At 45.7% G+C, this 11,594-nt stretch carries 13 protein-coding genes and 2 riboswitches; of the genes, 2 read left to right on the top strand and 11 right to left on the bottom strand.

What is annotated here, in order from left to right; translation table 11 throughout:
• From BUA78_RS16815 to rsmD, 4 genes are all read right to left on the bottom strand, one after another.
• The coding region (locus BUA78_RS16815) for a DNRLRE domain-containing protein (RefSeq protein WP_175549061.1) at positions 1–587 on the bottom strand (587 nt) is incomplete at its 3' end.
• Between the two features lie 300 nt (positions 588–887).
• Complete coding sequence (locus BUA78_RS16820; RefSeq protein WP_072916892.1) at positions 888–1,328, bottom strand: ATPase; 441 nt, start codon at positions 1,326–1,328, stop codon at positions 888–890.
• Complete coding sequence (coaD, locus tag BUA78_RS16825; protein WP_072916894.1) at positions 1,303–1,833, bottom strand: pantetheine-phosphate adenylyltransferase; 531 nt, start codon at positions 1,831–1,833, stop codon at positions 1,303–1,305. Before coaD ends, BUA78_RS16820 begins: the two co-directional genes overlap by 26 nt.
• Positions 1,833–2,399 (bottom strand): 16S rRNA (guanine(966)-N(2))-methyltransferase RsmD, encoded by a 567-nt coding sequence (gene rsmD / locus BUA78_RS16830; RefSeq protein ID WP_072916896.1) that lies wholly within the window; start codon positions 2,397–2,399, stop codon positions 1,833–1,835. Before rsmD ends, coaD begins: the two co-directional genes overlap by 1 nt.
• A gap of 170 nt (positions 2,400–2,569) precedes the next feature.
• Between rsmD and gpr the strand changes: the two genes are divergently transcribed.
• Entirely contained in the window at positions 2,570–3,556 is a 987-nt protein-coding gene (gene gpr / locus BUA78_RS16835; RefSeq protein WP_072916899.1) for a GPR endopeptidase, read from the top strand.
• 3 nt (positions 3,557–3,559) lie between these two features.
• Here the strand turns inward: gpr and BUA78_RS16840 are convergent, their stop codons facing one another.
• From BUA78_RS16840 to recG, 3 genes are all read right to left on the bottom strand, one after another.
• Complete coding sequence (locus BUA78_RS16840) at positions 3,560–3,754, bottom strand: hypothetical protein (protein WP_072916980.1); 195 nt, start codon at positions 3,752–3,754, stop codon at positions 3,560–3,562.
• A gap of 403 nt (positions 3,755–4,157) precedes the next feature.
• On the bottom strand, positions 4,158–4,802 hold the full coding sequence (ribB, locus tag BUA78_RS16845; RefSeq protein WP_072916901.1) for a 3,4-dihydroxy-2-butanone-4-phosphate synthase: 645 nt from the start codon (positions 4,800–4,802) through the stop codon (positions 4,158–4,160).
• A gap of 116 nt (positions 4,803–4,918) precedes the next feature.
• Positions 4,919–5,065, bottom strand: a riboswitch (FMN riboswitch).
• Positions 5,066–5,225: 160 nt separating this feature from the next.
• Positions 5,226–7,283, bottom strand: coding sequence for an ATP-dependent DNA helicase RecG (gene recG, locus BUA78_RS16850; RefSeq protein WP_072916904.1), 2,058 nt, complete (start codon positions 7,281–7,283; stop codon positions 5,226–5,228).
• Between the two features lie 179 nt (positions 7,284–7,462).
• On the opposite strand from recG, the gene rpmB reads away from it, so the two are divergent.
• Complete coding sequence (gene rpmB / locus BUA78_RS16855; protein WP_072916906.1) at positions 7,463–7,651, top strand: 50S ribosomal protein L28; 189 nt, start codon at positions 7,463–7,465, stop codon at positions 7,649–7,651.
• Between the two features lie 112 nt (positions 7,652–7,763).
• Here the strand turns inward: rpmB and ribH are convergent, their stop codons facing one another.
• Genes ribH through ribD form a run of 4 tightly spaced genes read right to left on the bottom strand, consistent with a single transcriptional unit; the run spans position 7,764 to position 11,285 of the window.
• On the bottom strand, positions 7,764–8,228 hold the full coding sequence (ribH, locus tag BUA78_RS16860; protein WP_072916909.1) for a 6,7-dimethyl-8-ribityllumazine synthase: 465 nt from the start codon (positions 8,226–8,228) through the stop codon (positions 7,764–7,766).
• A gap of 44 nt (positions 8,229–8,272) precedes the next feature.
• Positions 8,273–9,505, bottom strand: coding sequence for a bifunctional 3,4-dihydroxy-2-butanone-4-phosphate synthase/GTP cyclohydrolase II (locus BUA78_RS16865; protein WP_072916911.1), 1,233 nt, complete (start codon positions 9,503–9,505; stop codon positions 8,273–8,275).
• Positions 9,506–9,517: 12 nt separating this feature from the next.
• Positions 9,518–10,174, bottom strand: a complete 657-nt coding sequence (locus BUA78_RS16870; RefSeq protein ID WP_072916983.1) for a riboflavin synthase — start codon at positions 10,172–10,174, stop codon at positions 9,518–9,520.
• On the bottom strand, positions 10,155–11,285 hold the full coding sequence (gene ribD / locus BUA78_RS16875) for a bifunctional diaminohydroxyphosphoribosylaminopyrimidine deaminase/5-amino-6-(5-phosphoribosylamino)uracil reductase RibD (RefSeq protein WP_072916914.1): 1,131 nt from the start codon (positions 11,283–11,285) through the stop codon (positions 10,155–10,157). The genes BUA78_RS16870 and ribD overlap by 20 nt, the downstream gene beginning before the upstream one ends.
• 108 nt (positions 11,286–11,393) lie before the next feature.
• Positions 11,394–11,524: riboswitch (FMN riboswitch) on the bottom strand.
• Between the last annotated feature and the right edge of the window lie 70 nt (positions 11,525–11,594).

An 11,594-nucleotide genomic window follows, 5' to 3' on the forward strand; every position in this document is an offset into this window, starting at 1 on the left:
GGTCCAGTATCTCCAGTAGGTCCGACAGGTCCGGTGGGTCCAGTATCTCCAGTAGGTCCGCTTGGACCGTTGGTATAAGTTACAATAAGTCGTGGCCATAAATTGCTATCAGAATAATCACTACTGCGAAAAGCTGATAACGCAGGCTGATCTTCTAAGCCACGGATTTCCAGCCCAAAATTGGGGTAATCACCATTGATCCAGCCGTTAACTAATTCTGTTACATCAATATCCATAAACTGGAATATTTGGTCGTCCGCGAAATTATAGAAATTACCTGTGTAAGAGCTAACAGGCCTATTGTTCCAGGTCACAGTATTTTGGTTGAAGGGAGTGTTAACCCGGTAGATGTATATTGGTTGAACACCCGGTACATCCTTCCTATAAAGATAGAGTCTTAAAAAAGCATTGTTCAGAACATTGCCAGCCGGTATGATGGGTGTAGGGAATTGTATTAGACTCCTGTATACGTCGTTAATCCTGGTAAAACTACCAATATACAGTGCCGCAACAGATCCAAAATTGGTTGTTGGGTAAGACTGTGCAATATAGGCGTCTCCAATTGGTATTAATGAAATCGTTGGCAACCTAATAATCAACCCCTCTCTCTAAATTAGCTAGCTCAATCTAAAATATTCCATAGGGCTGGAAAATGTTACATTTTGTCATCAGTTTTCTAAAATGCTATAAAGTCAATGGGGTAAAGGTCATCCTTTCTTTATAAAGAGAAATTAAAGGTACCTACAAAATGGGGGACGCAGCGAAACTAAAGTTTCGTTACGCCCCCCACAGCTTCTCTACAAACTGCAGGGGCTGTTGCTCTACGAACTGATAGTTCGTAGAGCAACAGCCCCTTTTTTAATGGTCTTTTTAGAATAGTTAACTAACTACTTTCTCAGTTCACCACGCCCTTGTTGAATTTCTGCTAACATTTTACCAAGCTTGTCTTCCAAGCCCATTAAAATATCATCGGCGTATTCACGGGCCCCCTGACGGATTTGTGAAGAAACCTCCTCAGCCTTTTGAATGGTCTGCTGAGCTATTGTTTCGGCTTGTCTGGCAATTTCGCTGTCTTCAGCCTTCTGTTCAATTTGGCGGTTTACATCCTCCAACATCCGTTGGGCTTCTTTCTTAGATTCACTGAGTACCTTATCTCTTTCCTTCACCAACCACTTTGCCTGTCGAATTTCCTCGGGAAGTGAGGTGCGGATGCGATCAAGATAGTCCAAAATCCGATTTTCATCGACCATAACACGCCTGGTCATCGGCACCTTGGGGCTCTCCTCAATGAGTTCCTCTAGCTCATTTAAGATATTCAGGAGCTCCACCTTCTATCCCTCCTTGGTATTTTGCATACCCGTATTTTTGTTTCAATTTTTCCGCAACCAAGTCTGGAACCATAGCACGTAGACACCCATCATAAGAAGCCACTTCTTTAACAGTGGTTGAACTAATGAAGGAATACTCCGCTCTGGTCATTAGATATACAGTTTCTAATTGAGGTGCTAACTTTTTATTGGTAAGGGCAAAAACAAACTCACTTTCAAAATCGGTAATTGCCCTAAGACCCCTTACAATAGCATGGGCTCCCTGTTTTAAGGCATAGTTTACTGTCAAGCCATCAAAGGTATCAACAATAATGTTGGGATATTTACCAAGCACCTTTTCTAATATTTCTACCCTTTCATCTACCGAAAAGAGTGGCTTAATCTTTTGTGAATTCCTGGCTACTGCTACAATAAGCGTATCAAACAGTACCGCAGAACGCTCAATTAAATCCAGGTGCCCATTAGTAATTGGATCAAAACTACCGGGATAGATTCCAATACGCATTATGGTTCCCCCTTGATGTCATGTCTGTAAAATGTCAACGCTGTATCACCGTATTTTTCTCGCCGATAGGCCCTAAGTACCCCCACTGTCTCCGGCGGTAAATCAACTTTATTACTTTCTACTATTACGATTCCCTCAGGAGCAAGGATAGCCTGGGCCAAAATCTCTTCTATCGTAGGTTCTTCAAATCCCTTCTGATAGGGCGGATCTATAAAAATTAAATCAAAGATCTCTCTTCTATGACCAAGCAAGGAAATGGCTTTGGCAACATCCAGTGTCAACACCTCAGCACTCTCTTTTAGTCGGCAAAGATCAAGATTTTCTAAAATAATTTTGGTGGTATTGCGGTCCTTCTCCACCAAAACAGCCTTTGCTGCACCTCGGCTAAGTGCTTCTATGCCCACTGCGCCTGTCCCACTAAAAAGATCCAAAAAACGAGAGTCAGGCACATAAGGAGTTACTATGTTAAACAAGGCCTCCCTTACTCGGTCTGAGGTTGGTCTGGTAGACATCCCTTTAGGACTTTTTAGGTTGCGACCTCTAGCGGTACCGGCAATGATTCTCAATAAAAACTGATTCCTTTCTTAGAAAAACACCCATATTCTCTCAACTCAACATTATAGCATATTGATCAAAAAAAATCGATTTTTTTACATATAAGACAAGATTTGCATAAATAATGCTAAGTCAGAACAGGATATGGTTGTACGTTATCATGGAACAGGGGGAATCATACTTGGATATTAATTTTTATAAAGCTAATGATATTAATCTAGACTTGGCAGTGGAAGCACGGGAAATTATCCGTGGTCAAACAGGCCAGGAAATACCTGGCTGCATTATGGACAAAGAAAGTTACGATCAAGCCACTGTGACCATCGTTCGTATTGTGGAAGAATACGCAGAGCAAATCATGGGTAAACCCCGTGGTAATTATATTACCATTGAAGCTCCGGTTATTCGGGAAAATAATCGTCAAGCCCACCAGGAAGTAGTGGAAGTTCTGGGCAAGCAATTAGCTACCCTCATTCATTTACCAGAGCATGCCAATGTGCTGGTAGTGGGTCTTGGCAACTGGAATGCTACCCCGGATGCTTTGGGACCCAAAGTAGTTGGTATGACTCTGGTTACCAGACACATGTATAACTATGCACCGGAAGAAATAAAAGGTGGTATGCGTTCGGTCAGTGCTCTATCGCCCGGTGTCCTTGGCCTTACCGGCATAGAAACCGCGGAAATTATCAAAGGTGTGGTAGACAAGGTTAAGCCGGAATTGGTCATTGCGGTAGATGCCCTTGCTTCTCGTTCTGCAGAACGTATTGGCACTACCATCCAACTGGCAGATACAGGGATTGCACCAGGCTCTGGTATTGGTAATAAACGAGCAGGTATTAATCAAGAAAGCATGGGGGTCCCTGTGATCGCCATTGGGGTGCCTACAGTGATTCCCGCTGCAGTAATTGCCGGCGAAACCTTGGATCGTTTGGTGGAACAAACCAAAAACGAGCCCCAAATGCAAAGCATTTATCAAAAAATGAATTCAGAGGCGTTCCAACCCATTGTGAATGCCATTTTACAGCCCTATACCTCAGGGCAACTGATGGTAACTCCCAAGGAAATCGATACACTCATTGAAAATACTGCTAAGATCATCGCCGGTGGTATTTCTATCGCCCTGCATCCTTCCATTACCGTGGAGGAATACACCAATTACCTGCATTAACCATTAGATTTCTGGGTTAAAAGCAGCATCATTGCCATGATCTGTTTTGGTCAAGGTATCTGCTCCGGTCGTCGGCTGAGTAAGGCCAATTTTGTTACCCTCATCGATGAAGCCAATCCCTTGGCCCACTTCAAAACGAAGAGAATCATTGGCCCGTTGTTTTAACAAATTTTCTTTGTTCTTATTTTGCAAGATCATCACCTCGGGTTTATTATTTGGTAAGAAGATTTGATCATACACGGCAAATGTTAACAAAAGTTAAGGGCGTGGTCTTGTACCACGCCTTTAGATGTCAATCAGGAGCTCTAATGCCCATGGATGTTGATATTGCTAGATTTTCATCACAGACCCTCACGGAACTTTTTCTCGGCGTTGTTGTACAATTGTTGTTAAATATTGATTATATGGGGCTGCGAGTGGGCTTTCATTAGAAAAACTAAGCTTGCGCCAAGTCTTTAGACGCCGGTGGAAGCTTAGTTTGCCCTTATGCATGTCGGAAAGTTTTATACTTTCCCATATGCCAAAAAAGGGAAATGTCATTTCTGACATTTCCCCTTGAATTTATTATTGTATCCACACAACATGTACTTATTTCGAGCGTCTATCTTCCCTTTTCCATTTGATAAGCAATGATATCACTAATTGTAACTACTGTCATATTATTTTTCTCGGCAAATGCCACGATTTCAGGTAACCGCGCCATTGTACCATCGGAATTTGTTAATTCACACAATACACCATAAGGTTTTAAACCGGCCATTCGCATTAAGTCCACATTCGCTTCTGTGTGCCCCTGTCGTTCCATTACACCGCCCCGCTTGGCCCGCAATGGAAAAATATGCCCGGGACGTCGCAGCCAGTCCGGTCTTACAGGGTCGGCAATTGCGGCTTTTACGGTAGTCACACGGTCAGCGGCAGAAACACCAGTTGTAACTCCGCTTGCCGCTTCAATAGAAACAGTAAAAGGAGTTTCAAAACTACTCGTGTTCACTTCCACCATCATCGGCAAATCTAAAGCCTGGACTCTTTCTTCCGGTAAACACAAACATACAATCCCACTACCCTCACGGATTAACAGGGCCATTTGCTCATTTGTCAAAGACTCGGCGGCAAAAAAGATATCCCCTTCATTTTCCCTGTTTTCATCATCGGTGACTAAAATGCCTTGTCCACTACGCAATGCATCAAGCGCGGCCTCCACTCTTGCGGCCGCATCTCCAAATTGGGTTAACAAATTTTGATTCACAGTATCTCCTCCTAATTACTAGTCGGACTTACTTGAATCAGGGCACACCAGGCAGACAGCATGTGCTCATGCCAAATAAATTAAAATGATTGTTAAGAGCAGATTTTGACTGACTGCCTTATCCTCTTCCATCCGGACTATACCGTCGGCACTGGCTTTTTACCAGTTCTGCTGACCTCTTTAAAGTTAAAGAGCGCTCGCGGGCTCCTCAGTATAACTGAGATACCGCCGGTGGGGAATTTCACCCCGCCCTGAGAATAAGTCGTTATTTGTAAGTATACTTTCGCATCCACTTTTGTCAACCCTTTTATTACCTTATATCCACATCCGTATGCGGATAATGTGGAAAGTCTCAAAGGAGCTGCTCTGGGGAGCGTGACGATTTAAAGCTACGGCCCTTTGATGCATGGTTTTATACCGTATTTAGCTTATATCACTATATTTTACAAAGTTCGGGAAGCGTTGGGCGAACTGCTTAAAGAGATACTGATTTTCCAACTTTTTAAGATCTGGGTCGGACTGGAGAATTTTTTCTGCTTCCTTTTTGGCCTTTTCAATCTCCCGGCTATCCCGCAGCAGATCCGCAATTTTAAAATCCGGCAAACCCGATTGGCGGGTACCAAAGAATTCCCCTGGTCCCCGCAGCTTTAGGTCTTCCTCCGCCAAGACAAAACCATCCTGGGTGCGGCACATGGCAGCCAAACGTTCCTTAGCCTCTTTGGTGGTGGGGTTACCCACCAGAATACAGTAGGACTGGTGACTGCCCCGCCCTATCCGGCCTCTTAATTGGTGAAGTTGAGCCAAACCAAACCTTTGGGCGTCCCACACCACCATGGCGGTAGCGTTAGGTACATCCACCCCTACCTCAATAACCGTAGTGGAAACTAAGGCGTTAATGTTGTTCTGGCGGAAGTCCTGCATAATACTTTCTTTTTCCGCTGGCTTCATCCGACCATGCAGCAAACCAAAGTTACATTCCGGCAAGGCCTGTTGTAACCTTTCATAAAGGTCGATGGCCGCCTGGGTATCCACCTTTTCTGATTCTTCCACCAGCGGACACACAACATAGGCCTGTCTCCCCAAAGCCACCTGCTGTTTAATTAAGCCAACCGCTTTGCCAGCCTGATTTAGACCTATATGATGGGTTTTAATGGTTTGTCTCCCCGGGGGCAATTCATCGATGACGGAAACATCTAAATCACCATAGAGCGTAAGAGCCAGGGTTCGGGGGATTGGAGTAGCCGTCATTACCAGCACATCCGGTCGCAGCCCCTTATCCTGCAGGGCAGCCCGCTGGCGGACCCCAAAACGATGTTGCTCATCCACCACCACCAGAGCCAAGTTTTTAAACTGAACTTCATCCTGAATAAGTGCATGGGTGCCAATTACCACCTGAATCTCACCGCTAGCCACACCCTCCAGAAACTTCTTACGGCCCCGCCGATTTCTACCAGTTAACAATGCTACTTGGATACCCAGTGGCTCTAGTAAAGCTCTGATGCTGTCGGCATGTTGTTCAGCCAGTATCTCCGTGGGAGCCATCAAAGCACTTTGCTGCCCGGAGCCCACTGCTATTGCTATGGCTAAAGCTGCCACCACAGTTTTGCCTGCACCGACATCTCCCTGTAATAAACGATTCATGGGATAGGGCCCTAAAAGATCACTCTTTATTTCCTGCCATACTCTTTGCTGCGCCTTGGTCAAGCTAAAGGGTAGTCTCTGCAGAAGTTGCCCCTCCAGCAATTGATTATCATATTGATGTACTTTAGACTGCCGAATATAACGACTCTTTTGCAAAGTAAGACCCAACTGAAATAAAAAAAGCTCTTCAAGAACAAATCTCTTCCTAGCCCTTTGGTAGGCTTTCTCCTCCTGCGGAAAATGTATCTCCTGCAGAGCTTCCGGTAAACAGGGTAAATGATGGCGATCTAGCAGATCATCGGGAAGAAATTCCCGCATCTGCCCGCCTAAGGCATCCAAGGTTGCTTTGATGATACCTCTTAAAAATTTTTGACTGATACTTTCGGACAAAGGATAGATCGGTACAATACGTCCACTATGTAATCCTTCATCCCCTTCCAATAACTCATGGTCCGTGACTTGAACCTGCGGCACGCTAAAATTTCTATCCATTTTCCCAGTAAGCAAAAGTTTTTTACCAGGAGGATATTGTTTTCGGATATAGGGTTGATTAAACCATACCGCATAGAAGGTAGCAGCACCTTCCTGCAGAGTCAGTTTGGTTATGGACAAACCACGCCTGGGCTTGGTTTCTTGACTGGCAATCACGGTCCCCTTGACGGTAGCCAAATCCCCCTGACCAAAGGAATGGGCCGGCAAAATATGGGTCCGATCCTGATAGTCCCTGGGAAAATGATAGAGGATATCCAAAATTGTCTGGATACCCAGTCGTTCCAGTTGCTTAGCTCGCTGGGGTCCTACACCTTTAATAAATTGTACGGGTTTGTATAAATCAATCACGTTATCTCACCTTTAGAAAACATATGTTCTAATTATAGCATGGGAGGAATTCCCACGGTAGTAAGTTTTATTAATTTTTCATTTGATTTTAGGTTTATTTGTGGTATACTATCCAAGTGAGTGAGATCGCAATGTATTTTTATGACATTTCTGACCGTGTCATTAAAGGAGGTGTAACTATGGCCAAGTGTGCAATTTGTGACAAAGGTGTGACCGTTGGCATTAAACTTAGCCACTCTCATATTAGAACTAAACGGACCTGGCACCCTAACCTGCAAAGAGTGAAAGCTATCGTTGATGGTTCCCCTAAGCGGATCATGGTATGCACCCGTTGTCTGCGGAGTGGAAAAGTGCAACGGGCTATTTAGTTGCATCTTTGATAAGATTACGCATTACGAAACGGCCTCAGGCCGTTTTTTAATTTTACCTTGCCAGCCTAAACGGAAAGCACCCTTACTGGGTGCTTTCCGTTTTTAACAACTAGAATGTCTTCATTAAATTAGCCATCTCAATAGCGGTGCTGGCGGCTTCCCAACCCTTGTTACCGGCTTTGGTACCGGCTCTTTCAATGGCCTGTTCAATAGTATCCACGGTCAGCACCCCAAAGATAACAGGCAGATTAGCATCTAACCCCACCTTGGCTACACCCTTGGAAACCTCTGCGGATACATACTCAAAGTGAGGTGTGGCGCCCCGGATAACTGCACCCAGGGTAATTACCGCATCGTAGCGGTTCAAGCTAGCCATCTTTTTAGCTGTTAGAGGAATCTCATAGGCTCCGGGAACCCAAGCAACTTCAATATCTTCTTCTGCTACACCATGACGCACCAATGCATCGATAGCCCCGCTTAACAGTTTGTTGGTAATAAACTCGTTGAAACGGCCTGCTACAATACCAAATTTTAACCCCTGACCAAGTAGATGTCCTTCAAATACTTTAGGCATATCCTTTTGTCCCCCTGTTCATATTTTATCAGTGTTGATTTTAATTACTCGTTAACAGATTTTTTGGTTTTTTCATTCATGTTTAGCAAATGGCCTAGCTTGCATTTTTTGGTGCTGAGATATCTTTCGTTAGCCTGTCCGGCGGCCACCTCGATAGGAACTCGACCCACTACTTCCAGTCCATAGCCCTCCAGACCAGCTATTTTTCGCGGGTTGTTGGTCAGTAAGCGTATTTTGGTCAGCCCTAGGTCTGCCAAAATCTGAGCACCAATACCATAATCGCGTAGATCGGCTGGGAAGCCCAGGGCTAGGTTGGCCTCCACTGTATCGGCCCCCATATCCTGCAGCTTGTAAGCTCTTATTTTATTCATCAGACCAATACCCCGGCCCTCCTGCCGCATGTAGAGGAGGACACCAACTTCTTCCTTGGCAATTGCCTGCATGGCTTTGTCCAATTGATCACCACAATCACAGCGCAGGGAACCAAACACATCACCGGTCAGGCATTCGGAGTGTACCCGTACCAAGGGAGCCTCCACACTGCTGAGATCCCCTTTGACCAGTGCCACATGACCTTTGCCATCAATCAGGCTTTCATAACCCACAGCAATAAAATCCCCATATTTTGTCGGCATCTGAGCAGAATCTATTCTTTTCACAAATTTTTCATGGTGTCTACGGTACTTAATTAGGTCCGCAATGGTGATCAGCTTTAAATCATGGGTTTTACAGAATTCTACCAATTCCGGCACCCTAGCCATGGTGCCATCTTCCTTCATAATTTCGCAAATAACACCGGCAGATTTTAGACCGGCTAGTCTGGCTAAATCCACAGCCCCTTCTGTATGACCGGAACGTACCAGAACCCCACCCTCTTTGGGACGTAATGGGAAGATGTGCCCCGGACGGCGTAAATCCTCAGGTTTGGTGTTGGGATCCAACATTTTTTGCACAGTGAGGGCCCGTTCTACGGCTGAAATGCCGGTAGTACATTCCTGGGCATCCACAGAAACAGTAAAGGCTGTACCGTGGGGATCGGTGTTATTGGTAACCATAGCAGGAAGGCTTAATTCATCCAGACGCTCCCCATAAATCGGCATGCAGACTAACCCTCGGGCATAGGTAGCCATAAAATTAATGGCTTCCGGCGTAGCTTTTTCCGCAGCTATCACCAGATCCCCCTCATTTTCTCGGTCTTCATCATCCACGACCACAACCATTTTACCAGCGCGGATATCCTCTAAGGCTTCTTCTATGGTATTAAATTTAACTGTCACAACTTTTCCCTCCTATAAAAATCCGTTTGTAGCCAGAAAATCCAAGTTAACTTTACTCTTCTTCTCAGACGATTCCTGCTCTCCACCCTGCAGCAATCTCTCGATATATTTCCCCAAAATATCAGACTCCAGATTTACCGAATCCCCTATTTTTTTACTACCTAATATAGTCGCCTGAGCGGTGTGGGGGATCAGTGACACTTGGAAGCTGTCCCTTGTAAAATCTACCACTGTCAAACTGGTACCATCAATCCCTATAGAACCTTTTTTAATGATATACCGCATTACCTGGGCCGGTGCCTGGATGGTAATGAGAGTGGCAATATCCTGTTTTTCCAGGCGTACGATGGTTCCTACCCCATCCACATGACCAGACACCCAGTGCCCACCCAGCCGATCCCCCAAGCGTAAAGCTCTTTCCAGATTGACTTTACTGCCGGGTTTTAAATCACCTAAATTGGTTTTGGCTAGGGTTTCCGCCATGGCATCTGCCGTAAAGTTTCCATCGCTAAAGGCAGTGGCGGTTAAGCAAACTCCGTTAACCGCAATGCTGTCCCCAAGCTTTACATCCTCTAACACTGTCGAGGCTAGAATATTTAATTTTGCCGAATTGGGGCCTCGGGAAATCCCTTTGATCGTACCAATTTCCTCAACTATGCCGGTAAAAATTTTTGCCACCTCCCTCTGAGGTATATCCTGTAATCAAGGTGTCTTCACCTAATCTCTCCAGTGCAACATCATATAGCTTGGTGGCATCCTTTAAGGCTGCTACCCCTTCTCCCCGAACGGGACCGGGTGCCGCATCCCCACCAATAATCTTAAGGGCTAAAAACCAGGCCACTTTATCCACAATTCCAGCGGTTAAGGCAGAACCGTTTACCTTGCCGCCACCTTCGATAAGTACACTGGTGATTTGTTTTTCACCCAGGATTTCCATCAGCTTTACCAGGTCTACCCCCGGTCCTGCTCCAGGTATTACCAGTACTTCAGCTCCTGCTGCCAGTAAACTGGCCCGTCGTTCCACCGGAGCAGCTTCAGTTGTAGCCACGATAGTATGAGCCGCAGATTCTTGAATGAGCACTTTAGCCCCAGTGGGAGTACGGGCCTGACTATCTAAAATAATACGGATGGGGTCCCTCCCCCTGCCCTCTGGTAATCTGGCTGTAAGGGACGGGTCATCAGCCAAAATAGTAGTAACCCCCACCAAAATGGCATCGTAGGTATCTCTTAATCGATGACCATACTCCCTGGCTGCTGCACCGGTAATCCACTTGGATTCACCGGTGGCCGTGGCAATTTTACCATCTAAGCTGGTGGCTGCTTTCATTACCACAAAGGGTCGCTTGGTGGTAATGTACTTTAAAAAGACCTCATTTAATCGAACGGCTTCCTCTTCCAGCAAACCGCTTTCAACTTCCAGACCGGCTTCCCTCAGAATGGCTAAACCCTGCCCGGCAACCAAAGGATTGGGGTCCTTCATGGCCACCACCACTTTTTTAACACCGGCCTTTAATAAAGCCTCGGTACAGGGACCGGTTCTTCCATAATGACAACAGGGTTCCAGGGTGACGTAGGCTGTGGCGCCTTTGGCCCGTTCCCCAGCGTCTGTCAGTGCCACCACTTCGGCGTGGGCACTGCCTGCTTTAACATGAAAACCTTTGCCAACCACTTCTCCGTCCTTTACCAGCACCGCTCCCACCATGGGGTTAGGACTTGTTCGCCCTCTGGCCTTCTCTGCCAATTCCAGGGCCAGCTGCATATAATGCCTGTCCTGATCCACTGTAGTTCATCTCCCATTAGTAAAAAAGTAAAACCCCGGAAAAAGTTCCAGGGTTAAAGGCAAAAGGAGAATAAACCTAACAAAAATACATTTTTTGCGAGGTTTCTTATCAACCTTCTCCCATCCAGACTTTAACTGTCGGCTCTGGCTTCTCACCAGATCTGCCCTTACGGGCTCGCGGGCTCGGCTGAAAGCGCCATACCGCCGGTAAGGAATTGCACCTAACCCTGAAGGTTTATTTTTTATTCAATTAAGACCATTATATTCCTGTGTTTGTTCGTATGTCAATGGTAAAATGGCATCACTCGA

The sequence above is a fragment of the Desulforamulus aeronauticus DSM 10349 genome (genome assembly GCF_900142375.1).
In the GTDB taxonomy this organism is placed as follows: Bacteria; Bacillota; Desulfotomaculia; order Desulfotomaculales; family Desulfotomaculaceae; genus Desulfotomaculum; species Desulfotomaculum aeronauticum.